The organism is Microtetraspora glauca (genome assembly GCF_040656155.1).
In the GTDB taxonomy this organism is placed as follows: domain Bacteria; phylum Actinomycetota; class Actinomycetes; order Streptosporangiales; family Streptosporangiaceae; genus Microtetraspora; species Microtetraspora glauca.
Genome location: NZ_JBFALK010000006.1, coordinates 339,321 through 364,347 on the forward strand (window position 1 = coordinate 339,321; position 25,027 = coordinate 364,347).

14 protein-coding genes and 2 pseudogenes are annotated in these 25,027 nt (G+C 69.9%); 5 read left to right on the forward strand and 11 right to left on the reverse strand.

Annotated elements, in window-relative coordinates:
• Positions 1-74 precede the first annotated feature (74 nt).
• Positions 75-1,226: a hypothetical protein gene (locus AB0I59_RS14460; protein ID WP_358132843.1), complete on the forward strand. Its 1,152-nt coding sequence runs from the start codon at positions 75-77 to the stop codon at positions 1,224-1,226.
• 86 nt (positions 1,227-1,312) lie between these two features.
• The gene (locus AB0I59_RS14465; protein WP_358132844.1) at positions 1,313-2,374 is read left to right on the forward strand and encodes a DUF2293 domain-containing protein; all 1,062 of its coding nucleotides are present in this window, start codon (positions 1,313-1,315) and stop codon (positions 2,372-2,374) included.
• A gap of 50 nt (positions 2,375-2,424) precedes the next feature.
• On the opposite strand, the gene AB0I59_RS14470 is transcribed toward AB0I59_RS14465, so the two are convergent.
• The 4 genes from AB0I59_RS14470 to AB0I59_RS14485 all read right to left on the reverse strand — a co-directional run bounded on the left by AB0I59_RS14470 (position 2,425) and on the right by AB0I59_RS14485 (position 11,683).
• Positions 2,425-7,692, reverse strand: coding sequence for a DNA repair ATPase (locus AB0I59_RS14470; protein ID WP_358132846.1), 5,268 nt, complete (start codon positions 7,690-7,692; stop codon positions 2,425-2,427).
• A gap of 217 nt (positions 7,693-7,909) precedes the next feature.
• Positions 7,910-9,985: a hypothetical protein gene (locus tag AB0I59_RS14475; RefSeq protein ID WP_061254967.1), complete on the reverse strand. Its 2,076-nt coding sequence runs from the start codon at positions 9,983-9,985 to the stop codon at positions 7,910-7,912.
• 13 nt (positions 9,986-9,998) lie between these two features.
• A complete protein-coding gene (locus AB0I59_RS14480; protein WP_358132848.1) occupies positions 9,999-10,559 on the reverse strand; it encodes a hypothetical protein in 561 nt (186 codons plus the stop codon).
• 317 nt (positions 10,560-10,876) lie between these two features.
• Positions 10,877-11,683, reverse strand: coding sequence for a class I SAM-dependent methyltransferase (locus tag AB0I59_RS14485; RefSeq protein WP_061254969.1), 807 nt, complete (start codon positions 11,681-11,683; stop codon positions 10,877-10,879).
• 889 nt (positions 11,684-12,572) lie between these two features.
• Between AB0I59_RS14485 and AB0I59_RS14490 the strand changes: the two are divergent.
• Positions 12,573-13,208 (forward strand): annotated as a pseudogene (locus AB0I59_RS14490) (DUF222 domain-containing protein); the annotation flags it as partial.
• 573 nt (positions 13,209-13,781) lie between these two features.
• Positions 13,782-14,234 carry an HNH endonuclease signature motif containing protein gene (locus AB0I59_RS14495; protein ID WP_358132865.1) on the forward strand — a complete coding sequence of 151 codons (453 nt, stop codon included), beginning with the start codon at positions 13,782-13,784 and terminating at the stop codon, positions 14,232-14,234.
• A gap of 229 nt (positions 14,235-14,463) precedes the next feature.
• Here the strand turns inward: AB0I59_RS14495 and AB0I59_RS14500 are convergent, their stop codons facing one another.
• Complete coding sequence (locus tag AB0I59_RS14500; protein WP_061254972.1) at positions 14,464-15,354, reverse strand: serine/threonine-protein kinase; 891 nt, start codon at positions 15,352-15,354, stop codon at positions 14,464-14,466.
• Between the two features lie 38 nt (positions 15,355-15,392).
• Positions 15,393-17,456, reverse strand: a complete 2,064-nt coding sequence (locus tag AB0I59_RS14505) for an N-6 DNA methylase (RefSeq protein WP_358132851.1) — start codon at positions 17,454-17,456, stop codon at positions 15,393-15,395.
• Between the two features lie 57 nt (positions 17,457-17,513).
• Here AB0I59_RS14505 and AB0I59_RS14510 point away from each other — a divergent pair, with 57 nt between their 5' ends.
• A complete protein-coding gene (locus tag AB0I59_RS14510) occupies positions 17,514-18,245 on the forward strand; it encodes a PP2C family protein-serine/threonine phosphatase (protein ID WP_061254974.1) in 732 nt (243 codons plus the stop codon).
• Positions 18,246-18,538: 293 nt separating this feature from the next.
• Here AB0I59_RS14510 and AB0I59_RS14515 read toward each other — a convergent pair whose 3' ends face one another.
• The 5 genes and pseudogenes from AB0I59_RS14515 to AB0I59_RS14535 all read right to left on the reverse strand — a co-directional run.
• Positions 18,539-20,206 (reverse strand): catalase, encoded by a 1,668-nt coding sequence (locus tag AB0I59_RS14515; protein WP_061254975.1) that lies wholly within the window; start codon positions 20,204-20,206, stop codon positions 18,539-18,541.
• Between the two features lie 313 nt (positions 20,207-20,519).
• Positions 20,520-21,188, reverse strand: coding sequence for a response regulator (locus AB0I59_RS14520; protein ID WP_061254976.1), 669 nt, complete (start codon positions 21,186-21,188; stop codon positions 20,520-20,522).
• Positions 21,185-23,815, reverse strand: a complete 2,631-nt coding sequence (locus AB0I59_RS14525) for a sensor histidine kinase (RefSeq protein ID WP_082776770.1) — start codon at positions 23,813-23,815, stop codon at positions 21,185-21,187. The genes AB0I59_RS14520 and AB0I59_RS14525 overlap by 4 nt, the downstream gene beginning before the upstream one ends.
• Positions 23,816-23,820: 5 nt before the next feature.
• The gene (locus AB0I59_RS14530) at positions 23,821-24,699 is read right to left on the reverse strand and encodes a potassium-transporting ATPase subunit C (RefSeq protein WP_358132855.1); all 879 of its coding nucleotides are present in this window, start codon (positions 24,697-24,699) and stop codon (positions 23,821-23,823) included.
• Positions 24,699-25,027 (reverse strand): annotated as a pseudogene (locus AB0I59_RS14535) (potassium-transporting ATPase subunit B); the annotation flags it as partial. The pseudogene AB0I59_RS14535 and the gene AB0I59_RS14530, both read right to left, overlap by 1 nt.

Genomic DNA, 25,027 nt, shown 5'->3' on the forward strand with positions numbered 1-25,027 from the left:
CCGCTCGACCCGCCCCGGCGGCCGCGCACGAGGAGAGACCGTTCCCCCGGAGCGGCCGCGCTCAAGGAGATCTGATGAAGCGTTTCACCCCGGTCGCCGTCTCCCTGGCCGTCCCGCTGGCGGCCGCGCAGCTCATCGCGGGCTGCGCGGCGCCCGCCTCGACGTCTCAGGCGGCTCGGTCCGGCGGGGGTGACGCGGCTTCCCCTGCATCTCAGGCGACCGCTCAGCCCTCTCCCGCCTCCCCGGCGGCCGCTCAGCCCTCCCCCGCGTCCCCCGCGTCCCCTGTGTCCCCGGCGACCGGCACCTCGGCGTCGCCTCCCACGGATACCACGGATACCGCGGGGGCCGCCGGGGCGGCCAGGGCCGCGAGCCGGGCTCCCTCCACGACCCCGCGACCGGTACGGGTGCCCTCCGGCGTGACGGCGGGCTACGTCGTGTTCGACCGGCAGGCGGGCAAGGTGATCGCGAACCGTCAGGTCCATCACCGGTTCAGATCCGCCTCCGTCGTCAAGATCCTCATCGCGATCGACTATCTCGAACGGCGGAAGGGCGCGATCCCGGCCGGCGACGCCGCGTTGCTCAAGCCCATGCTGCGCGGGAGCGACGACGACGCGGCGACCGCGCTGTGGCGGCGCGGCGGCCAGGGGAAGATCGTCCAGCGGATGGTCAAGAAAATCGGCCTGACGGACACGGCACCGCCGCCCGCCGCCAAACCGGGTTTCTGGGGCTATACGGCCATCAGTGCCCTCGACATCGCCCGGGTCTACCAGTACCTCCTCGCCAAGGCCGAGCCAGGCGTACGCGACGTCGTGATGGGCCACCTCCGCCAGGCGCAGCAGTGCGCGACCGATGGGTTCGACCAGTACTTCGGCATTCCCCGTGGCGTGCCCCGCCGCTGGGCCGTCAAGCAGGGCTGGTCGGGATACGGCTCGGTGCCGCCGGTGAAGTGCGTCCGCGCCACGACCACGTCATCCGATCTCACCCGCGACCTCACGGCCGCCACCACAGTCACCACAGCCGGCTTCACCAAGGTCGGCACCGCCGTGGCCGGCCGCACGCACAACAACCCGGTGGACTTCGGCCGTCCGGTGCTCCACACGACCGGTGTGATCGGTGACCGGTTCATCATGGTGGTGCTGACCACCCAACCGGCGGGCGCGTCCTTCGGCTCGTCCTCGACCCGGCTGACGGCCCTGGCCAGAGACCTCTACCGCAGCGTGCTCTGAGGGCGGCCCGCGGCTTCGCGCCGCATCGAGGGACGACCGGCCGGGACGCTGTGCGGTACGGGCCCGGGATGCGGCACCCTTGTCCGGTGGGAAACGACGGCGTGACAGGGAGCAGGCTGGCCGGGCGGGTGGCCCAGACGGCGAAGGAGGCGCTGGCCCTGCGGGGGCACGTGACCGCGGTCGACGTGATCACGGGCTTGCGCTGGTCGTACCTCAGGAACATCGACACCTGGCGGCAGGGGCGCACCGACAGCCTTGAGCGGGTGACCGCCGTGGACGCGGCGAAGATGGCCGACGCCATGGCGATCCTCCGTGAGTGGGCGCTGGCTCGCGGGTTGACCCCGGGCGAGTCCGCTTACGTGTCGGGTGGCCGGGACCGGCGCCCGCTCCGGTTCACCATCGACGGCGACGAGGAACTGGAGCGTGTGTTCCGGGTCCACTGGTTCTCGCCTGAGCTGAGCGAGGCCAGGCGCAGACAGCTCACCGAGAAGGAGACCCGCCCGCCGGACCTCACCGTCGTCGTGCCCCTCGAACCGTGGGCCTGCGCGGGCTGCGGGGAGACGGGGCCGCACCACATCATGGAGGACGACCAGCCGCACTGCCTGACCTGCGCGGACATGGACCATCTCGTCTTCCTGCCGGCCGGGAACGCCGCGCTGAGCCGCCGGGCCAAGAAGGAGAGCGTGCTGTCGGCGGTGGTCGTCCAGTACAACCGCCGGCGGAAGCGGTTCGAGCGCCGGGGCATCCTCGTCGAGGACGAGGCCCTGGCCCGAGCCGAGGAGCAGTGCCTGGCCGACGAGGAGGTACGGCTCCGCCGCCGTGAAAGGGACCGGCTGCGGCGCGAGGTGGGCGATGTCGAGTTCCAGGCGGCGCTGGCCGAGGAGATCCGGCGGTTGTTCCCCGGCTGTCCGGAGGAACGCGCCGAGGCCATAGCGCTGCACGCGGGACTGCGCGGCAGCGGGCGGGTGGGCCGGACGGCGGCGGCCCGCGTGTTCGACGAGCGGGCCGTCACGCTGGCCGTCGTCGCCTCCGTACGCCACCTGGACACGGACTACGACCGCCTGCTCATGGCGGGCGTGCCCCGCAGGGAGGCACGGGACCGCATCCGCGACCGGATCGACCAGGTGCTCACCCGCTGGCGCGACTGAAGGCGAGCTCGACCGCCATCGCGATCGGACCCGGCAACGCGGTGAACGACCTACTCGATACCACCGTCACGATCGGACTCGGTGGCACGGTGGATGGCCTGCTCGATACCGCCCACACGGTCGGCCAGGAGGCCGATGGCGCCGACGGCCCGGACCACCGGGTTGTCCTCCTCACCGCCGAGGGCCTGGGCCCGGAGGTATCCGGCCTTCACCTCGGCCCAGCGCCGTTGCTGCTCGGTCGTCATCCTGCCGCGCAGTTCGGTCAGTTTGAGCAGGTTCGCCTCGGCTTCGGAGGTCAGCGTCTGGGCCTCGCCCACGTAATGGTCGTCGATCAACGCCTCGATCTCGGCGTCGTTCATGACGGGGACGATCCGCTCGGCCAGCTTGTTCATGTTCCGATAGGACCCCTGCAGCCGGAACGGCGGTTCCGTACGCGAACTGTCGGCCTGGGCCGCCGAGGCGATGTACGCCTGGTTGGCGGCGAGCACGACCTGCTGGACCCGTGACAACCTGCGCAGGACCGCCACGATCTGGTCGAGTTCCACCTTCGGGTACGGATGCGTGAGCTGGTCGGCCCGCACGTCCGCGTCGCCGCGTGCCAGCCGTACGAGCAGTTCCACGTCCGCCCGGTCACGCGTGGACAGCGGCGCGAGGACGGGGTTCGAGGTGAGGGCGTTCTCGATGTAGCTCAGGGAGAACAGGTCGTCCCTGCCCGACAGCACGTCACCGAGGTTCCACACGTCGGCCCGGTTGGCCAGCATGTCCGGAACGCGGAACCGCCGCCCCGACTCGGTGTACGGGTTGCCCGCCATACACACCGCGAAGCGCTTGCCACGCAGGTCGTACGTACGGGTCCCGCCGTTCCACACGCCCTCCATCCGGCGTTGCGCGTCGCAGAGGGAGATGAACTTCTGGAGCAGCTCGGGCGAGGTGTGCTGGATGTCGTCGAGATAGAGCAGCACGTTGTTCCCGCATTCGAGCGCGAACGACACCTTCTCGATTTCCTGCCGCGCGGTGGCGTTCGGCGCGTCGGCCGGGTCGAGCGAGGTGACGGCGTGCCCCAGCGCCGGGCCGTTGATCTTGACGAACACCAGGCCGAGCCGGCTCGCGACGTACTCCATCAGGGTGGTCTTGCCGTACCCCGGCGGCGAGATCAGCAGCAACAGTCCCATCTGGTCGGTGCGCTTGCCCTCCCCCGCCGCGCCGAGCTGCTTGGCCAGGTTGTCTCCCACCAGCGGCAGGTACACCTCGTCGAGCAGCCGGTTGCGCACGAACGCGCTCATCACCTTCGGCCGGTACTCCTCCAGCCGAAGCCGTGCCCGTTCGCGGTCGAGCAACTCGCCGCGCTGCCTCTGGTAGGCCCGGTAGGCGGGCACCCGCTCGGTGCGGAACCTCCTGGTGCGCGCCAGCACCTCGTCCAACCGCAGCGTGAGGCTCCTCCCGGCCAGCCGGGGATGCGCGCCGAGCAGCCCGTCCACGGTGACCGTGAGGGCCGCCGACGGCTCATGTCGCGGCAGGTCGCAGAGCTGGACGGCCACGGCCTCGGCGAGGTCTCCCGCTCTCACGTCCGCCGCCGCGAACGTCACCGCGCGCCCCGTCCGTACGGCACCGCCCGTGACGGGCGCGGCCGGGGAGCCGGCCAGGGCGGAACGCGGCGAGAGATCGGGAGACGTCCCGAGAAAGGCGGTCAGCCAGGCCACGACGAGCTGGTGCCTGGCGGCCAGATCGTCGCCCAGCGCCCGAATTTCGTCGTCGAAGTCCTCGGCCGAACCGCCGAGCGCCTCGCGGAACCGCTCCAGCAGGAGCCGGGCGAGCGGCCCGGTGGTGAACCCCAGATGAGCGCCGGCCGCGGAACCCGCGTGTCCGCCGACCGCGGAACCCGGCCGGTCACTGGTCGCGGAGGTGGGTGAACCAGACGCGGAACCTGGCCGAGGCGCCGAGCCGGGGTGTGATCCGGCCAGTTCCTCGAAGAGATAGTCGCCGGCGAGCTCCGCGTCCTCCAGCCGCAGTCCCCGGTCGCGCAGGAATGCCGCCGTCGCCGATCCGAGTTCGGTGCGGAGCGCTCCGATCGCCCCATCACGGCCCACCTCGACACGGCCCACCTCGACACCGCCGCCACCGCCACCGCCGTCGCCTTCGGCGGTCGTGCGGGCGTCCGGTGTGGCCGTGCGGTACCCGAACAGGGAGCGCGCCCGCGCGAGGGAGCGGGCGCGCGTGGTCCACGCCTCCCGCTGGGCTTCGTCCGTACCGAACGTCCAGAAGAGCTGGGCCGCGGCCCGGGCGGCGGGCGGGAAGCGCAGCAGCCCGGCGCCCGCGTGCAGGGGGAGCAGCGCGCCGAGGATCGCCGCGGCGTCGTGGTCGTGAACGCCGCGCTCGTACCCCTCGTCGTAGCGCGTCTCCGCGACGCGGCGAACGATGTCGAGCAGGCCGCCGTCGGCGAGAGCGGCGTGCAGCGCGTCCAGCGTCAGGCCGTCCCCAGAGGACGACTCCGCCAGGTCGAGGATCGACGTGGCGAGATGCTCGGCCCGGTAGACCTCGGGCGACTCGGAGACGAGAACCTGGTCCCAGAAGGTCCTGGTCCGGTGGAACGACTCCTCCTCGACGGGAGACCGGTAGTCGGTCCCGGTGATCGCGAACGCCATCCGCCCCTCCATCGGGACCAGCGTGAGATCGATCTGCTGGGTGTTGACCGCGAACCGGTGGCGGCCGAGCCTGATCGTCTCACCGCCGTCCGCGTACAGGTCGAGGCGGTCGCGCAGCGCCCGTCCCGCGTCGAGGCGGGCCGCCTTGACGCGCCCGTCGAGCTCGTCCGCGCGTACCTGGTCGCCGAGGGACCGCAGTTCCTCCGCGACCGAGCGCAGCTTGGCCACCATCGGATCCGAGGCGAAGTAGGTGTTCACCTCGTCGATCGAGCCCAGGCTCGCCGCCCGCCTGTGCACGCTCTCCAGGATGCGACCGGCCGAGGTGACCAGCCGTTCGGCTCGGCGTGCCCGCACGTCCAGCAACGTCTGCCTGCGCGAGGAGAACGCCTCGTAGACGTCTCCACGCCTGGCCGAGAGCTTCTCCACGAAGTCGTCGAAGTCCCCGAACCGGGACTCCAGGTCCTCCAGCCGGAGCAGCAGCCTCCCCATCTGCTCGTCACAGCTCTCAGGCGTGTCGGCGAGCGCGAGCGCGGCGGTGACGGCCTGGCCGAGGAGGGCGAACTCCGCGGCGAACTCGGCTCTGCCCTCGGCCGCGAGCAGCTCACGCCGCCGCGCGGCGAGCGTCGCCCGCGCCCGGTTGATCCCGGCGAGCACCTCGGCGACGCGCTCCAGGATGCCGGTACGGACCGTCGCGTCGGCGATGTCGAGCCCGCCGACGACCTCGGTGAGGACCTCCAGGCCCTCGGTCTGTCCGGCCAGACGCTCGCCGACGGGTCCGGCCTCCGCGACGGTGCCGATCATCTGGGCGTCGGCGACGAGCCGGTCCACCTCGGCGTGGTATCCGGTGAACGCGTCGGCTCCCTGGAGGAAGTCGACCGCCCTCCGCGCGGCCGCACCGATCTCGGCCTCGAACTCTGCGGCCAGCGCGTCCACCCGCTGGACGTCGACGTAGCGGACCTCCCGCAGGGTCGCGAGGCGGCCCTGCTCGCGCCGGAGCTCGGCCAGCTGCCCGACCCATTCGCCGGCGGCCCTCGGCGCCTCACCCCGCACCTGCCGTACCAGGACGGCGATCCGCTCCGCGGCCTCGTCCAGCGCCGCCGCGGCCTGGCCGGTGAGCGACTCGACCCGCTCGAACTCGTCGAGCACCTGCTCGGCGGTCCCCCGGACGGCTCCCACCGCGGACCGCAGATCGTGCTCGTCCAGCCAGTGGTACTGGTCGGTGATCCGTACGCAGGCGGCGATGAGCCCCTCGAACACCGGCACCGACGGCGCCATCGCGTCGGCCATCCGGACGACGGACAGGCAGTCGGAGATCCCCCGCACCAGGTCGGCGTTGCCGATCCGCTCCAGCGGTCCCGTGCCCACCGGCCGGCCCGCCGCGTAGACGTCCGACACGTACGGCGTCTGCCAGATCTGCATGAGGTGGACCCGGGTCGGCTCCTCGGGAACCGCCCGGCCCTGCTCGCCCGAGACCGGCGCCGGCATCCGGAAGTACACGAGCGTGCCGTCCTCGAAGAGCGAGTACCCGTGGCACGTGATCGGGTTGCTCACCTCCTTGCGGATCACGTTGTACGGCAGCAGCAGCGACCGGCCCTCGGCCCGCGCGTGGAAGACGTACAGCACGTCCTCCCCGTTGGGGGAGCGGATGACGCGCTCGAACTCCAGGTCGGCGACGTCGAGGTCGAACGTCTTCACGACGCCGGTGGTCAGGTGGTATCCGCCGGGGAAGATGATCCCCTGGTCCTCGGGAAGCCGCTGGCAGGCCTGCCCGATGCCGTCGAGGCGCTCCACGTTCCTGGTCCTGGTGTTGAACACCAGGTACCGCCATTCCTTCTCGTTGTACGGCCGTACGCGCAGCAGGATCAGCGGCCCGACCCTGGCGTGGTGGACGTCCGCGTCGGCCAGGCTCTGCAGCGGTTCCGCGACGGGCTCCCGGTAGATGCCCTCACCGGTCTCGGTGTTGTTCTCGATCTTGATGGTGAGGTCGCCGCCGACGGTCTCGACGAACAGCTCGTCGGCGATCGAGATGTGCGGGTGCCGGCCGAGAACGTGATCGTCCCGCGTGGTCTCGATCCACTCGAAGTCGTGCGACGGCGGGAACACGTGGTCGCGTTCGCCGCGATTATCCAGGTACTGGATCGTGCCGTCGTTCTCGACGCTCCACCGCAGGACCCGGACGTCCTGCGGTCCGGTCTGGAAGACGGCCAGCAGCCGCCCCTCCAGCTTCCGGAGCTGCAGCAGCCTGGTGTCGCTGTAGTAGCGGTACAGCTCGCCGAAGTCCCGTTCGAACTGCGGATCGTCGAACAACCCCGGGACCTCGTCGAACCGGAAGGTGTCACCTTCGCGGGTGAACCGGTGGAACGAGAACACGTCGCGGACGGTCGTCGCCGACTTCAGCCCGATGAACACGTTGTAGCCGAACAGCATGACCTCGCCCAGCGAGACGATGTCACGCGGCACGCAGTTGTTCTCGGTACGGACGCGGGCCGTGCCGAGCAGGCGGAAATCGGCGCCGCCGAAGACCTTCAGGCGCTGCGCGTTCAACTCCTCGGCCCGGTGGAGCAGCTCCCTGGCCTGCTCGGTAAGCCGGGCCCGCAGCACCTCGTACGTACTGGAGTCGAGCTCGGGCGGCGTACCCGCGACCTCGGCGGCCGAGCCGGCCGCGGGCCCGGTCACGGATGCCACCCGCCCGGCCGCCGCGTCGGTCGCGGGTCCGGTCGCCGCGTGTCCGGTCGGAGGTACGGGTCCGGTCGCAGGTACGGGTCCGGTCACGGGTCCGGCCGCCGTATCGGTCGCGGGTCCGGTCACGGATTCAGTCACAACGGGGTCGGTCACAGGGTTCCTCGGTGCCTCGTCTCAGCGTTCCGTCCCACCGCGCCTCACGCGCCTCGCGTCAGTGTTCGACCGAGTTGAGCGCCGCCACCGGCCGCTCCGCGACGCCGAGGCGCTGGGCCGTACTCAGCAGGTCCTGGAGCTTGTCCGTGTCCGGACCGCCCGCATTGATCAGCTTGAGCAGCAGCGCCGACAGCGTGAGATTCCGTACGTCGGCGGTGTCCAGCGAGCCGACGAGTCGCGCCAGGTCGGCGGGCAGGCTCGCCGACCCGTCCAGGTACGGTCCGGCCAGCGCCCGCGTCACGGCGGAGTTCTCGACGAAGCCGTCCACGCTCCTGCCCGCCGTGATCGCGTTCATCAGCCGGTCGAAGAAGACGGTGTCGCCGCCGACGATGTCGATGTCGGCCTTCTCCAGACCGGCCGCCAGCACGGTCGCCTGCGCGTCCGCGATCTCCCTCTGGACGTCGATGTTCCTGAGACGGATCTCCTTCTCGGCCTCCAGCCGGAGCCGGTACTCCTCGTGCCCGCGGCTCGCCTCGTCCAGGGCCGCCATGGCCTCGGCCTTCTCCTTGAGACCCTCCGCCTCCGCCTTCAACTTCTCGCCCACGGCGGCGGCAGCGGCGACGGCCTTCGCCTGCTCGCCCTCGGCCTCCGCCTTGAGCCGCTCCCCCACGGCCAGCGCGGCGGCCAGCCCCTTCTCGCGCTCCACGACGGCCTCGGCGCGGCCGACCTTCTCGATCGCCTCGGCGTCCCGCTCGCGTACCTGGACCTCGGCGAGGCCGACGGCGGCCGCCTCGGCCCGCAGTCCCTCGGCGAGGCGGATCTTGGCCTGGCTGTCGAGATCGGCCGCCTTCTGGCGAGCCTCGGCCAGGACGAGCTCCTCGCGCGCCTTGAACGCGGCGGCCTGCTCGGCGGCCTCGGCGGCCTTGATGTCCTTGACCAGGTTCTCCTGCGCCTCGGCCTCGGCCTGGATGATCAGCGCCTGGCGGACTCGCTCGGCCTCCTCCACGACGCGCAGGCGCTTGATGCTCTCCTCCTGCTCGGCGACCGTCTTCTCCACGGCGATCCGCTCCCGCGTCACCTCGGCGATCGCCCGCTTCTCGCCCTCGAGTTCCTTGTCCTTGGCGATGCGCGACAGCTCGGTCTCCCGCTCGCGCGCGATGACCTCCAGCAGGCGGTCCTTCTCGATCCGCTCGTTCTCGATGGCGATGACCCGCTCGCGGTTCTTCGTCGCCACCGCGATCTCCCGCTCGCGGTTCTGGCGCTGGATGCCGAGCTGCTCCTCGGTCCGGATGTTGGCCCCTTCGGACTTGAGCCGCTCCTCCGCCTGCACGCGGGCGGTCTCGGCCTCCTCCCGTGCCCGTACGGTGTCGACCTCGCGCCGCTGCTTGGCCTCGGCGTCGGCCTGCCGCCGCTCCAGTTCGAGGATCGCCTCCCGCGCGTCCACGTTCTGGCGGGTGATCTCCTTCTCCTCGTTGCGCTGGTACTCGTTGGTACGGACGTGCTCGATCGCCGTCAGCTCGGTGATCTTGCGGATGCCCTGGGCGTCGAGGATGTTGGCGGGATCGAGCTGAGCCAGCGGCGTCTGCTCCAGGAAGTCGATGGCGGCGTCCTCCAGGCTGTAGCCGTTGAGGTCGGTGCCGATCACCTGGATGATCTGGTCGCGGAACTCGTCACGCTTGGTGTAGAGATCGACGAAGTCGAGCTGCTTTCCGACGGTCTTGAGCGCCTCGGAGAACTTGGCGTTGAACAGCTCCTGCAGCGTCGCCTCGTCGCTGGCGCGCACCGTGCCGATGGCCTGGGCCACCTTGATGACGTCCTCGACGGTCTTGTTCACCCGCACGAAGAACGTGATCCGGATGTCGGCCCGGATGTTGTCGCGGCAGATCAGCCCTTCGTGGCCGGTCCGCGTGATCTCGATGGTCTTCACCGAGATGTCCATCACCTCGGCCTTGTGCAGAACGGGCAGTACGACGGCACCGGTGAAGGTCACGTCGACGCGCCGCATCTTGGAGACGATCAACGCCATGCCCTGCTCGACCTTGCGGTAAAGGCGGCTGACGATGACGACCGCGCTGATGACGACAAGGAGGAGAACGGCGAGAAGCACGCCCGTCCCGGTGCTGATCACGTCCATCGGAGATCCCCTGCTAGTGAAGGTCGTACGGCATGACCCAGAAGAACTCGCCCTCGGGGTCGTAATCGAAGATGAGAGCGGAGCTGCCGGCGCGGAGATCCTCGTCTCCGGTCTGGCGCACCTGGACGAGGGCAGAAGAGCCGTCGTCGGCGGTGACCTCGGCCTGGCCGAAGTCGGTCCCCACCCGCCCGGTGCGTATGACGCACATCCGGCCGACGAAATCGGCCCTGGACGGCGGCGCCGCGGCGGGGAACATCGCGCGGCTCGCCCGCGCCACCAGCCCGGCGCACAACCACCCGGCGAGCAGCGCGACCACGAGAACGGCGGCCCGTGCCGGCGTGCCCTCGACGAGCACCACACCGACCAGGCTGACGAACCAGGCCACCACGAGCAGCAGCGAAAGCGCGACCGCGCCCGGCACTCCGCGCAGGCCGAGGCTGGTCAGGAAGTCATCCGACAGCTCCATGCCGAGGCCGCCGAGCAGAACGAGAACCCAGTAGACGATGACGACGACCAGCATGAAGCTGAACAGCACCGTCGGGAACTCCAGCACCGCATCGACGAAGCGCCCCATTGACTCCCACCGTTTATCTCGCCCCCTGAGACACATGCAGTATGGCGTAAAGTCGCAATAAAAGTCAGCATAAAGTCGATGCGAATAATGGGCACTTTCTGGGGTTTTGAGGCGTTGTTACAACGGATCTCCAGAGGTCCCCGTGTGCCCCGGCCGCGAGTCACCGGCCCGCGAGCTCGTCGCCGATGAGGCACGCTCGATGCCTTGACTCACCACCCGAGATCACTCCGCTGCTCCTTTGGGGCTCGCCTTGCCCCGGACCCTGGACGAGGACGGCCAGGCGCCCGAAGTGCCCGCGGCTCCGGACCAGTCCCGGCTCAGCGGCGGGCACTCGCCAGCAATGCGGCGTGCGGAAGGACCAGCCGACCGTCCGCACCGAGGAATTCCTGGGACAGCACGTCGAAGTGCCGCCTGATCTCCACGCGGGTCTCTTCGGGCTGGCTCAGCAGGAGTTGGCCGATGAAGGCCACCCCGGCGGCGGCCCCGCTCCACCACTCCTCGGCGCCGGCCCGATGCTCCCAGCGCAGCGTTTCGCACGTCGCCTCGCGCAGTCTCGCCGAGGCCAGCAGTCCGGCCATGCCCTCGGGGTCGCGTGGGAAATCATCCTCGGCAGCGAGCGGAGGCAGATGTGCCGGCCGGGTTGCCCCTGCGGCCTCCACCGCCCGCCCGAGCAGTGCCTGGCCGGGAGGCGCGGGCACTGCCCAGATCGTCAGCGCGATCCGCCCTCCGGGCCGGACCACCCGGCGGAGTTCCGCCAAGGCGTCCTTTGGCCGTCCAACGTGATTGATCACGAAGTTGCCGACCACCGCGTCGAACACACCGTCCTCAAAGGGAAGGTCAGGCAGTACAGCCGACAGGACCTCGGCGGAGGGGACAGCCCGTCCCGCCAACTCCACCATGCTCGGCTCGGCATCGACCGCGGTCACCTTCGCGCCCCGCTCGCACGCCGCCGCGGCCACCGTCCCCGTCCCAGTCCCAACATCGAGGACCCGGACGCCCTCCCGGACCGCCGCGGCGTCAAGCAACTGCGGCACGGGATGCGCACAGAGCTTCGCGAAGCTCCCCGCGAACGCGGCCGCTCGACCGGCCCATGCCCTGCGCTCATACTCATCGAAGGCCGTCACCTACGCTGATTTCCCTCCCGGACCAGCCGCAGTGATCAAGAACGTGGCCGGGTCAGGACCCTGGCGCACGGAACAGTTAGGCGGTCACGAGAGCTGCGGCCTGAGACTCATCGCTTCACGATCATCCCACGGCCCCTTTTGTACGTACCTTGGCCATGGACCGCTCGACCGGCCATAAAGCGCTACCCGCTCGAAGAGGCGTGCGAACCGTGACGCCGATATCCACCCCTGGCCGATCTCCAGGTCGGCCACCAGTTCGACGTAGATGTCCGCCGCACCCACAGCCGATTCACGGACATGAATAAATAGGTCAATTGACCAGATACCTCCATCGAATCGCCTGTGGATAACTCGTCAGGCTCGCGGTTGTCCTATGCAATGATTCGCGTAGGCGTTCGAAACTCGATCGGGAGGTGGCGTGAACGGAGCATTCGGGTCTTTCGAGTTTTCCACGGAAAATCGGTCACGCCGTCCTCGTAAAGGACCGTTTGATGCGGAGTGGTGGGCACAGGTGGCGGCGCTCAGAGCGGCCCGCGCATCGCGGGGCAGTTCGGCGACCGCTCTCGATGAGGCATTCGACGACGCTCTCGCTGCCTTCGAACGCGCCTCCAACAATGGCGGCGCCTCCGACAATGCACGCATCGAACCCCAGGACAACGCCCGCGACAACGTCTGTGGAAATGCTCGCGACAGCGCTCAGGGGCGAGATCGGACGCCGCGGCGAGACCAGGGTCAGGGGCGAGATTTGGGTCAGGGGCGAGACCAGGACCAAGAGTCGGTTCAGGAGCCGGGCCAGCGGCGGGATCGCAATCAGGACCCGGATCGGGGTCGGGCTTCGTGGCCGGTGGTGGCGGCGGTGGCTGAGGCGGCCTCCGCGCTGGCGGCGGCGATGCTGCCTGAGTCGGCGGGGGTGTGTCTGGCCGAGGCGCAGGATCTGCTGTACGCGCGGGATCGGTTGACGTCGGCGATCGCGGCGCGGGTGGAACGGGTGCACGCCGCTGGTGAGGCCCGGGCGTACGGACATGCGTCGACGAGGTCATGGTTGCGGGGCGCGGCAGGGATGACGACGTCGGCGGCGGGCCGCTTGCTCGGATTGGCTGTGGAGTTGGCGCGGCTGCCGGCTGTGCGTGAGCGGTTCGCTGCGGGGAGCCTTTCCGAGGGGCAGGTGACCGCGATCTGCGCTGCCACGGGGCGGTTGTCTGATGAGCAAGCGGCTTTGGCGGAGCCGATTTTGGTGGGGTTGGCGGATCGGGCGACTCCTGCGGAGGTGGCTCGGGCAGGTCGTTACCTGCATGAGGTGCTCAACCCTGACGGCGCTGAGGATGACGCTGATGCCGATTATGAGCGGCGGTTTCTGCTGGTTCGGGAGAGTGCCTCTGGTGGAGTGGAAGGGGAGTTCCGGCTTCCACGTGAGGCGGGGGCGCGACTGCGGGCGTTGCTGGACGCGTATGCCAAGCCTCGCGCTCAAGGGGATGATCGTCCGCTTCGGGTGCGGAACGCGGATACGTTGATCGCGATGTTGGAGCAGCAGGTCAGCACCGAGCTTCTTGTGTTGGTGAACGCCGCCTCACTGCCCGACGATCCTCGGCCGGACGACGCCCGATCGGCTGGTACCCGGACAACCAACCCCGAGCCCGCCGACCAGCACCCCACCACCCGCCACCCCGCCGCCTCTGGTCCCCAATCCACCAGCCGCCGCCCGGTCGACCACCCCGTTGCCTCTCAAGCTGCCGACCCGCCCTTCGGCGCATCCTCACGCGAGACACCGCCGGGCAAGTCTGACCAGGCTGAGGCACCGATGGGCGAGTGCCAGCAAGAGAGGAAGGCCCCACTGGGCCGACCGTCCACAGGCCGGGCTGAGCCGGGCGCCTCGCCATTGGGTGGATCCCCTTCAGGTGGATCACCGCTGACTGGTTCAACGCCAGGCGAGTCGCGGCGGGATGGATCACGGCCGGCCGGGTCGCGACAGAGTGGATCACAGCCGGCTGGATCACACGAGAGTGAATCATTGCTGGGCGAGGCGCCGCCAGGTCAAACACCGCCAGGTGAGTCGCCGTGGGATGAACAGGTAGCCGCGTGGGCGCTGCCGGCTGGGTTGATGTCTGGCCCCAGGCTGCCCGGACTGCTGCTGGCCACCGGGCAGTTCCTCCCGGTCTCCGATGTCCACCGCCTGGCCAACACCTCCACCCTCACCCGCCTGGTCATGAACGCCGACGGCGAGGTCCTCGACATGGGCCGCAAAGTCCGGCGCGCAACGGCCCCGCAACGCAGGGCCATCCTTACCCGCTACGCCACCTGCATGGTCGATGGCTGCCACCTGCCCGCTCACCTGTGCCAGATCGACCACATCGACAACTGGAGCGACGGCGGCGCCACCGACCTGGACAAACTCGGACCTACCTGCCAGTTCCACAACCGCGACCGCTACCGCAATCCCGACCGCTACCGGCTCTATCGGGCCAGCAAGAACCGCTGGGCCTTCGCCTACATCGGCCCCCGGCCCTCCCCCCGCTTCCACCGACGCGAGCGCCGGCCTCGCTCAGCCAGCTGACCCCCGAGAGGGCCGCGGCCGCCGCGGAGGCGTCCAACGCGACGCTGGAGCGGGAGACGCTTCAGGGCGCCAAGTGCTGGCCCTCAGCCCGCGCGGCCACCGCTTAACAGTCGGTCGCCACATTGATCGGTTGGCGCTCCCTTCTCACCTCGGCTCCGACCGAACGACACGAACGCAGTTGGAAACGTGTGGTGGGATGCGTCCGCCGCGTAGGCGTGGCAAGCGAGGTTCAGAGAACCCGACCGACCATCCTGGCGTACATGCGACCGGGGCTCGGCACTGCCGGCGGGTGCAGAAAGCCGGGCAGCATCGGCAGTTCGACGGCGAAGGGCTGCAGCCGCTCGTAGAGAGCACTGGCGTCGGCCGGGCGATTCTCCGGATCCTTCTCGAGCAGCTCAGCGACCAGCCGGGCGAGCTCGGCCGGAACGTCGGGCACCGACGGCGGCCGTTCCTTCACCTGCTTGTCGAACACCGCGTACTCGGTCGGACCGGTGAACAACGGCTTGCCCGTCAACATCTCATGCAAGACGCAGCCGAGAGCGTAGAGATCGCTCTTCGGCCCGGCCACACCGCGCTGGATCTGCTCAGGCGACATGTACGCGGGAGTGCCCAGGATCTGCCCAACCCGGGTGAACTGGGCACCATCCGACTCGCGCAGCATGGCAAGGCCGAAATCGAGGACCTTGACGCTGCCGTCCGGGCAGAGCATCAGGTTCGTCGGCTTGAGGTCGCGATGGCAGATGGACAGCGCGTGGGCAGCGGTCAGCACCGCGCACGCCTGCGCGGCGATCACAGCGGCCCACGGGACCGGAAGCGGACCGTACTCGCTGACCAGGTCGGCGACCGTCACGCCTTCGATGAACTGCATCACCTGGAAGAGTCGCTGATCGTAGGTGCCGAAGTCGTAGAGCACGGGTGCCCCCGGATGCTCCAGCCGGGCGAGGATGCGCGCCTCACGGATGAACCGGCGCTCCAGTTCCTCATCATGGCCGCCAGGGAAGCGGAGGAACTTCACCGCAACCTTACGGTCGAGACGCCTGTCGTGCCCGCCGTAGACGGCCCCCATCCCGCCCTGGCCGAGGGGAAGGTCGTCCAGCTCATACCGGTCGCCGATGACCATCCGCCCCTCCCGTCGATCTTTCGGGAAAAGCTACACCTTCACACGCGCGGGCGTAGACGGCCGTCAACGAGCCCCTCCAACCCCAGCCGGATCAATGCGTCGCCCGCCTCTGCCGCCTCCCTGATGGCGTCTTCCAAGGCCGCGAGCCGCTGGAACACCAGGCCATATGCCTGCTGCTCTACGAGCGGAAGCCGCGGGATGCGCGCCCGGCGGATATCGACGCGGCTGGCTCCCGGATGGCCCCGGGCAGCGGCGTATTTCAGGAAACCGGTGAGGAACTCCGGGTCCAGCCGAGAGAGATCCACGCGATAGAGCGAGAGTTGTGGGCCGAGGACCGCCCCCGACTGGCCCATCACCCGCGCGGTCGTCGCCGATGCCACGATGTCTCTGGCCGTCACCGTGACGAGGCCGGGCACCGAGGTGGTGCGGCCGGACGGCGGACCGCCTCGCGCCAGGTCGTCCGCTGTCAGCACGCTCAGGTCACCCGCGTCGGCCGCCTTGAGAACCGAGTGCCTGACCGCGACCATCCCGGCCTTGACCAGGTCGGTGATGGCTGTCGCGGGAAGATCGGCCCGCTTGGAGAGCACCTCCAGATCGGGCAGCGTGGCCGCCGCCTCCGCCATCGCCTCGGTGAGATCCCGGAGTCTGCGACCGGCTGCGGGATAGCGTCGGGGATCGCTACGCGGCGAGAGGTGCCGGGCCGGGCTGACGTCCACCTCGTCATCGAGCAGGTCGATGATCCGTACGATCCGGGCCGCGCGCGGCAACGCGCCGGCCCCCGCCACTGTCTCAGCCAGTCCTCCGCCCGCCACTGTCCCAGCCAGTCCTCCGCTCGCCGCTGTCCCAGTCAGTGCTTCAGCGAAGGTCCGCCACGCCGGTTCCACGATCGAGAGGTCGTCGGAGGCGTCGGCGAGCAGGATCGACGTCGGCGAGCGCTCCCCCGTCTCCGGACGGCGAAGCAGCCAGAGATCGGGACCCGCGGCCGACAACGTGATGACCGCCCGGAGGGCACCGGCCCTGAGCAGGTTGGCCCGGATCCGCCGTCCGGGACGACGCGCCGCCGCGGCGGCGGGCATCAGGATCGCCACCAGACCACCGGGGCGCACATGGGCGAGGCAGTGCTGGACCCAGGCCAGCTCAGGCTCACCTCTGGGCGGCACTCCGTAGTCCCAGCGCGGGTCGCCGATCAGCTCCTCATGGCCCCACGCTCGCTCGTTGAACGGCGGATCGCACAGCACGACATCCGCACGCTCGCCCGCGAAGCCATCTCGCCGCAACGAATCTCCCGCGACGATCCGCGTGTTCGCGCCACGCAGCAGCAACCGCAGCGAGGCGAGTAGCGCGGCCGTCTCGTTGATCTCCTGGCCGAGCAGGCGGATCGGCGGCACGGCACCGGCTATCTCCATGGCGCCGGCGCGCCTACCCGCACGAGGGACCGTGCCGCCGAGGGCTGCGGCGGCGTCGGAGACGGCGAGAAGGAGCGTTCCGACCCCGACCGCCGGATCGAGCACGCTGCCGCCCTCGGGGCACGCCTGCCACGCGAGCCGTCCCATCAGCGCGGCCACCTCGGCGCGCGTGACCGCGAGGCGACGGGTGTGGGCCTCGACATAGCGCTCGCAGATGAACTCGAACGCGGTCGTGGGCCCGTGCAGCGCGGACAAGTCAGCGATCAACCGGACCAGTCGCGCGTCTTCCAGGGCGCTTCCCGGACGGATCGGCAGGTCGGCCGTCGCCGCCGCGACCTCGCTGGAAAGCCGTACGACGAGATCGGAACGGGCGGCGAGTCGCCGCCAGCCGTCGGGATCGCGCAGCACGTAGAGAAGGAACGCTCCCGCGAATCCGGCCAGCTCGCCGAGCCGGAGGTCGTCCACGGCGGCCCTGAGCCCCTGCCAGACGCGGTCGCCCAGCGAGACCTCGAAGGCCTTGCCGTTGGCACGCAGCCACTCCTCGATCTCCGGCAAGGAGAACAGCGGACTGGAGGCCGTGCCCCCGACGGGCTGCGGAAAGTCCTCGTACCGTCGGCGCCAGTTGCTCACCGCGGCTCTCCCGACGTCGGCTAGGCGGGCGATGTCGCCCGCGTTCACTGTGGCGTCGTGGCTCATGGCGCCCAGCTTAGCTTGAGCTTGTGAAGTCATTCAACCAGTGCTTTACTCAAAACCATGACGCACAACCGACTTCGCTACGCCGCGGGATCCGACGTCGGCCGTTCCCGGAAGAAGAACGAGGACTCGCTCCATGCCGGGGCGCGACTGCTCGCGATAGCCGACGGAATGGGTGGTCACGGCCATGGAGAGGTGGCCAGTGCGGCGGCTATCGCCGCCCTGGCGGTCCTGGAGGAAGGCCCCTTCCCCGACGACGCCGTCGCCGCCCTCGATGACGCGGTGCAGGAGGCCAGCCGCCGGTTGCGGGACCTGGCGGAACGTGACCCCGCCCTGGAGCGGATGGGCACGACGATCACCGCGATGCTCTGGGACGGCTCGCGCTTCGCGCTGGCGCATGTGGGCGACTCGCGGGCGTACATGCTGCGCGATGGCGCCCTCTACCAGATCACCCGTGATCACACGCTTGTCCAGTCGCTGGTGGACGACGGCCGGATGAGCCCCGACCAGGCCGCCAAGCACCCCAACCGGTCCCTCCTGTTGCGCGCGGTGGAGACGAGTGGTCTGGCCGACCCCGATCTGTCCCTCCGCGGCGCCCACGCCGGTGACCGCTACCTGCTCTGCTCGGACGGCCTGACCGCGGTGCTGGACCCCGAGACCCTCCATCGCGTGCTCACCACCGTGGCCGACCGGGACGACGCGGTCCGCCACTTCATCGAGTTGGCCAATGAGGCCGGCGGTCCGGACAACATCAGCGTCATCGTCGCCGACGTCGAGGCGGACCCCGCCTGACTTCTTGGGTCTGGCCGGGCCGGCGCGTGGTGACCTCCGGCCTCACCCGCGCTGGGATCCCGCCTCACCCGGGAGGCAAGATCCACCCGAAGCCCGGCAGGCCGTTTCACCCCGCTCCACGTACAGCCCCGGTGCCGCTCCGTGTCCGGTCACGGCCCTGCTCCGTGTCCCGACCCTGCACTCGCTGCTTCACACCCAAGCCCGGGGCTGTTCCGCGTCCAGATCCGGCGCCACTTCGTGTCCGGCCCTATCACTTGCCCACCGTCCAGATCCGGCGCCGCTCGTGTCCGGTTTCAGCGCGGCCCTGTGTCCCTCTGTACGCGCTGGTTGGGGACACAGTGAGTCATCCGCAGCCCGGTCACGTCACGTGGGCCGTTCTTGCCGAGATTGGCCAGCCGCTCGCGGTCCTGCTCGGTGAGTTCCTGCCCGGCCAGCGGTTCCAGGTGGGCGACGTCTCCGGGGTTGATCCCCAGGCCGGTCCCGACGCGTACGCCGAGGTCGTCCTCAACGAGGAGGAAATGCCAGACCATGCGCTCCTGGATCGGCCGGTCGCACTCCGAGAGCAGGGTGACGAAGTTCTCCACGAGGTCGTCCCGCTCCCACTGCTCCATCAGCAGGTAGCGTTCCCCCGCCTGCTGGTAGTCGTTGGTCCTCGGGATCCGCTTGCGGGTCAGCCGTCCGCTGATGACCGGTCCCTGCTCGTCGGTGGTGGGATACCTCGCCTCGCGCAGACCGCCGCTGATGGACGGCTCGTAGTTGACATGCGGGCTCTCCCCCTCACCGTCGACGTAGAAGGTCATCTGCCCGTCGCGCTGGTTGGTGCGGATGTCGGCGTTCCTGGCCTGGTTCACCGGCAGTTGGAGATAGTTGGGGCCGACCCGATAGCGCTGCGTGTCGCTGTAGGAGAACGTCCGGCCGACCAGCATCTTGTCGTCGGAGAAGTCGAGGCCGTCGACCAGGACGCCGGTGCCGAAGGCGATCTGCTCGTTCTCCGCGAAGTTGTTGCGCACGGTGGCGTCGAGCACCAGCCGGCCGACCGGCCTGGGCGGGAAACGGTCCTCCGGCCACGTCTTGGTGTCGTCGAGCGGGTCGAAGTCCAGCTCGGGATGCTCGTCGTCGGTCATCGTCTGGACCAGCAGTTCCCACTCGGGGTACTCGCCCCGGTTGATCGCCTCGTGCAGGTCCTTGGTGGCATGCCCAAGCTCGTGTGCCTGTACGGCCGCCGCGTCGGCGGCGGTCATGCTGCGCACTCCCTGTCGCGGCATCCAGTGATATTTCACCAGATGGGTTTCGCCGGCCTCGTTCGCCCACTTGTAGGTGTTCACCCCGAACCCCTGCATATGCCGGTAATCAGCGGGGATCCCACGCGGGCTGAAGAGGTTGATGAGCATGTGCATCGACTCGGGCGTCTGCGACATGAAGTCGAAGATCCGGTTCGGTTCCTGCCGGAAGGTCACCGGGTCCGGCTTGAGAGAGTGGATCACATCCGGGAACTTGATGGCGTCCCTGATGAAGAACACCGCCAGGTTGTTTCCGACGAGGTCCCAGTTTCCGTCCTCGGTGTAGAACTTCACCGCGAACCCTCGCGGGTCCCGAGCGGCCTCGGACGAGTCCCTCCCGCCGATCACGGTGGAGAACCGTACGGCGACGTCGGTCCGCTTGCCCTTCTCCTGGAACAGCTTGGCGCGGGTGTAACGGCTGACCGGCTCGTCCCCCAGCGCCCCGTACGCCTCGAAGAAGCCGAACGTCGTCGTCCCACGCGCGTGCACGACCCTTTCGGGGATGCGCTCGCGGTCGAAGTGGCTGATCTTCTCCAGGAACTGGTAGTTCTCCAGAGTGGCCGGGCCTCGCGCCCCCACCGTCCGCTGGTTCTGGTTGTCGTAGACGGGGTGTCCCTGCCTGTTGGTCAGCACCGGCTGGTCGTCACCCTGTCGTGGTCCCCTGTTCGCCCCGTCCGTCATGACAACGGGTCCTTCCGTGTGTTGTCTGTGCGGCGGCATTCCGCCACGAACGGGACGCCCCCGACCCGTCCCCTCTCCCCTTTCCAGGAAATCGCCACCTAAAGCCCCCAGGTCTACACCGGTAACCACTTGGGTCCCATCGGTATCCGCCCAGGTCCGCAGCGGTAGCTGGGCCGAATCGCTATCCAGATCCGTATCGGTGACCACCTGCATCCGCATCGGTCACCGCGCAGGTCCGCATCGGTGACCGCGACACCGGTACAGGTCCACGCCTGAAGCCGCCCCTGCGCGGCCGCCGGACGTCGGCGAGGACTCAGGGCCGGAAGCGATATCCCATGCCGGGTTCGGTGATCAGATGCACCGGGCGGGCGGGATCCCGCTCCAGCTTGCGACGCAACTGGGCCATGTACTGCCGGAGGTAGTGCGTCGCCGTCACATATGTGGCGCCCCACACTTCGGTGAGCATCTGACGCTGGCTGACCAGTTTCTCCGGATTGCGCAGCAGCATCTCCAGCAGGTGCCACTCCGTCGGCGTGAGCCGTACGCCTCCGGTGATCGTCTTGTCGGCCAGGTTCACCGTGTGGTCGCCGATCCGTACGACCGCGGTCTCCGGCTGGTGCGCCGCCGCGCGGCGGGTGGCGGCGCGGACCCGGGCGAGCAGCTCGTCCAGGCCGAACGGCTTGGTGACGTAGTCGTCGGCCCCGGCGTCCAGGGCGCTGACCGCGTCGGCGCTGCCGACCCGACCGGTGAGCACGATGATCGGGACCTGGCTCCAGCCGCGCAGGCCGTGGATCACCTCGATGCCCTCGATGTCGGGCAGGCCGAGGTCGAGCAGGACGAGATCGGGATGCCAGTCGGCGGCCTGGCGGAGCGCCGAGCCGCCGTCGGCGGCGACGGCCACCTCGTAGTGCCTGGCGGCGAAGTTGATGCGCAGCGCCCGCAGGATCTGCGGCTCGTCGTCGACGATAAGGATCTTGGTCATCGGAGTTCCGGTGCGGAGACCCCGCCGTCAGGCGTGGGGAAGGCACCGCCCTCCCTTCGTTCTCCGTCGTGCCCCGGACCGTAGTCGGCGGCCGTATCCCAGGAGATGGGCAGGGTGACGGTCATGGTGAGCCCTCCTCCTGGGGTCTCCTCAGGCACCAGCGTGCCGCCCATGGCCTCGGTCAGCCCCCGTGAGAGCGCCAGCCCGAGTCCCACTCCGGTGTGGTTGTCCCGGTCGCCGAGGCGCTGGAACGGCAGGAAGACCCGGTCGTGCGCCTCCGGCGGGATGCCGGGGCCGCGGTCGACGACCCTGATCTCCACGAGGCTACCGTGCCTGCTCGCGGTGATCAGCACCTTCTCCTCCGGGGGGCTGTAGCGAACCGCGTTGGCCATCAGGTTGGCCAGTACACGTTCCAGCAGGGCCGGATCGGCGAGGACCTCGGGAATTTCGACCGAGATGTCCCCATCGACGCGGTCCCAGAGCGGCCCGAGGTCGTCGATCGCCCGAGGGACGACGTCCTCCAGCGCGGTCGGCCCCAATGCCAGCCCGAGTGCCCCGGCCTGGAGGCGGCTCATGTCGAGCAGGTTGGCGACCAGCCGGTCCAGCTTGAGCAGCGACTCGTCCGCGGTGGCCAGCAGCTCCGCGCGGTCCTCGTCGGTCCAGTCGATCTCGGTGTTGCGCAGGCTCTCGACCGCGGCCCTGGCCGAGGCGAGCGGGGTACGCAGGTCGTGGCTGACCGCGGCGAGCAGGGCGGTCCGCATCTTGTCGGCCTCGGCGAGCGGCCGGGCCTGCTCGGCCTCCTCCTCCAGCCGCTGCTGGCGCAGCGCGATCGCCGCCTCCGCCGCGAACGCCTCCAGGACCCTGCGGTCGGAGGCGTCCAGCAACCGGCCGCGCGCGGCGAGCACCAGATCGTCGTCGATCACCACGTCGGTGTCGGCCGCACCGGGGCAGGCGCACGGCGGGCCTCCGGTGGTCGCGACGATGCGCCAGGCGTCCGGGTCCGCCTGGTCTCCGGGACTCGGCGGGGTGCCGGCCCGGCGTTCGAGGAGCGTGACCGCGGCCAGACCGAAGGTCTCCCTGAGGCGGCCGAGCAGCGACGGCAACGCCGCCTCCCCGCGCAGCACGTGGCCCGCGAGCGTCGACAGCACCTCGGCGTCCGCGCTGGCTCTGGCCGCCTCTCTCGTACGGCGGGCCGCGACGTCCACGACGGCGCTCACCATGACCGCGACCAGCACGTAGATCGCCAGCGCGAGCAGGTTCTCCGGGCTGTAGATGGTCCAGGTGTAGAGGGGCGGCGTGAAATACCAGTTGAGCAGCGCGAACCCGACCACCGCCGCGGTGATGGCCGGCCACATGCCGCCGACCAGCGCCACGACGACCACCATGAGGAGGAAGAGCAGGATCTCACTCGGCAGGGTCGCTTCCTCTCGGAACGCGACCAGCATGGCGGTCAACACGGGGATGCCGAGCCCGGCGAGCCCCCAGCCGGCCAGGCGGCGCCTGCGGGTGAGGGCGGCCCTCGACCGGGAGCCGCGGGTCCTGCCTCTGCTGATCTCACCGTGAGTGACCATGTGGACGTCGATGGAACCCGACAGTGCCGTGGTCGTGACGCCGACGCCGCGCGAGAACAGCTGCGCGAGCCTGCCGCGCCGGGAGGCGCCCAGCACGAGCTGGGTGGCGTTGACGCCGCGCGCGAAGTCGAGCAGGGCGCGCGGGATGTCGTCGCCGACCACCTGGTGGTAGGTGCCGCCGACGCTCTCGACCAGCGTGCGCTGCCTGGCCAGGCTCGCCGGGTCCTGTCCGGCCAGCCCGTCGGCCCTGGTGACGTGTACGGCGAGCAGGTCGGCGCCCTTGCTCCGGTCCGCGATGCGCGTCGCCCGGCGTACCAGGGTGTCGCCCTCGGGTCCGCCGGTCAGCGCGACCACGACCCGCTCACGCGCCTCCCAGGTCCCGGCGATGCCGTGCTCGGCCCGGTAGCGGTCGAGCTGCTCGTCGACCTTCCCCGCGACCCAGAGGAGGGCCAGCTCCCGCAGGGCGGTCAGGTTGCCGACGCGGAAGTAGTTCGACAGCGCGGCGTCGACCTTCTCCGGCGGGTAGACGTTGCCGTGCGCCATCCGGCGGCGCAGCGCCTCCGGCGACATGTCGACCAGCTCGATCTGGTCGGCCCGCCGTACGACCTCGTCGGGGACGGTCTCGCGCTGGGGGACGCCGGTGATCTCCTGGACCACGTCGTTGAGCGACTCCAGGTGCTGGATGTTGACCGTGGAGACGACGTCGATCCCGGCATCGAGGATCTGCTCGATGTCCTCCCAGCGCTTGGCGTGGCGCGATCCGGGCACGTTGGTGTGCGCCAGCTCGTCGATCAGGACCACCCTGGGACCGCGCGCGATGACCGCGTCCACGTCGAGCTCGGTGAGGTGCACCCCCCGGTAGACGAGCTCCTTCCTCGGCACTATCTCCATGCCTTCGAGCAGTTCGGCCGTACGGGCGCGGCCGTGGGTCTCGACGAGCCCCACGACGACGTCACGCCCCCGCTCCTGCGCCCTCCGGCCCTCGCCCAGCATCGCGAAGGTCTTCCCCACGCCGGGAGCGGCGCCCAGGTAGATCCGGAGCCGCCCGCGCGCCATGTCTCTCATCTCCTCATACCGTCCAGATCCAGGTTAAGTTGCAGCACGTTGACGGCGGGTTCTCCCATGAAGCCGAGGGCTCGCCCGGTCGTGTTGTCCGTGATGAGCCGCCTGACCCGCTCCAGCGGGATGCCCCGCTCCTTGGCGACTCGGGGCGCCTGGAGCTCGGCGTACGCGACCGAGATGTGCGGGTCGAGACCGGAGCCGCTCGCGGTGACCGCGTCCGCCGGGACGACGGCCCGCGCCGCGCCTCGCACCGGGACGGTCCGGCCGGCGGCCAGGTCCTCGCCGGGCTTGGCGCACTCGACCGGCACGCCCTGGTATCCGGCGATGAACGGCTTCGCCGGACATGCCTGGTTGGCGCTGACCACCCGGGTCGGCGTGCCGACGGCCGGGAAGACCTTGAGAACCGCCCCGACCCCGTCGCCCGTGCAGTACGGCCGGGCGCCGCTGACGCCTTCGAGCGCGCCCACGGCCACGCTGCGCGCGCAGACCTTGGTGAGGAGGCTCTGCCTGCCGGTGTCCGGCTCGCCCGCGGCGTTCTTCGCCCCGGGCACGGCGAGCACGTCCAGGACGTCCTCGGGCCCCAGGTTGCTCGCCCCGCTCGACGTCGGGTCGTACCCGGCGCCGGCCGCGCTCGGGCGGCTCTGGAAGTACGTCCTGATCGGGGCGCCGTGGGCGTCGGTGAACGACTGCCCGATGAGGGCGCTTCCGACGCTCCTGCCGTCCCGTTCTATGAGCGATCCGCCGGCCTTTCCCGGGAAGAGGGCCTGGACCACGCCCGTGGTGACGAGCGGATAGATCACTCCGGTCACCGCCGTGAGAACGAGCAGTGCCCGCAGCGCGGCGAGATGGACCCGGAGCCAGCCTGGCAGACGTTCCATCATGACATCCCCGGAAGGAACTGGATGAACAGGTCGATGAGCTTGATCCCGATGAACGGCGCCACGATGCCGCCCAGGCCGTACACATAGAGGTTGCGGGAGAGCAGTTTGGAGGCGCTGGAGGGCCGGTAGCGCACCCCGCGCAGAGCCAGCGGGATCAGCGCGACGATCACGAGCGCGTTGAAGACGACCGCCGACAACACCGCCGACTGCGGGCTGGCCAGACGCATGACGTTGAGCACGTCCAGCCCGGGATAGACCGCCGCGAAGATCGCGGGAATGATCGCGAAGTACTTGGCGATGTCGTTGGCGATCGAGAACGTGGTCA

Bases quoted from the DNA above. Each gene is read 5' to 3' on its own strand.
- AB0I59_RS14510 (WP_061254974.1), top strand. From the start codon at position 17,514: ATGACGCACAACCGACTTCGCTACGCCGCGGGATCCGACGTCGGCCGT.
- AB0I59_RS14495 (WP_358132865.1), top strand. From the start codon at position 13,782: ATGTCTGGCCCCAGGCTGCCCGGACTGCTGCTGGCCACCGGGCAGTTC.
- AB0I59_RS14515 (WP_061254975.1), bottom strand. From the start codon at position 20,206: ATGACGGACGGGGCGAACAGGGGACCACGACAGGGTGACGACCAGCCG.
- AB0I59_RS14530 (WP_358132855.1), bottom strand. From the start codon at position 24,699: ATGGAACGTCTGCCAGGCTGGCTCCGGGTCCATCTCGCCGCGCTGCGG.
- AB0I59_RS14525 (WP_082776770.1), bottom strand. From the start codon at position 23,815: ATGGCGCGCGGGCGGCTCCGGATCTACCTGGGCGCCGCTCCCGGCGTG.
- AB0I59_RS14520 (WP_061254976.1), bottom strand. From the start codon at position 21,188: ATGACCAAGATCCTTATCGTCGACGACGAGCCGCAGATCCTGCGGGCG.
- AB0I59_RS14505 (WP_358132851.1), bottom strand. From the start codon at position 17,456: ATGAGCCACGACGCCACAGTGAACGCGGGCGACATCGCCCGCCTAGCC.
- AB0I59_RS14480 (WP_358132848.1), bottom strand. From the start codon at position 10,559: ATGGGGCGCTTCGTCGATGCGGTGCTGGAGTTCCCGACGGTGCTGTTC.
- AB0I59_RS14500 (WP_061254972.1), bottom strand. From the start codon at position 15,354: ATGGTCATCGGCGACCGGTATGAGCTGGACGACCTTCCCCTCGGCCAG.
- AB0I59_RS14460 (WP_358132843.1), top strand. From the start codon at position 75: ATGAAGCGTTTCACCCCGGTCGCCGTCTCCCTGGCCGTCCCGCTGGCG.
- AB0I59_RS14475 (WP_061254967.1), bottom strand. From the start codon at position 9,985: ATGGACGTGATCAGCACCGGGACGGGCGTGCTTCTCGCCGTTCTCCTC.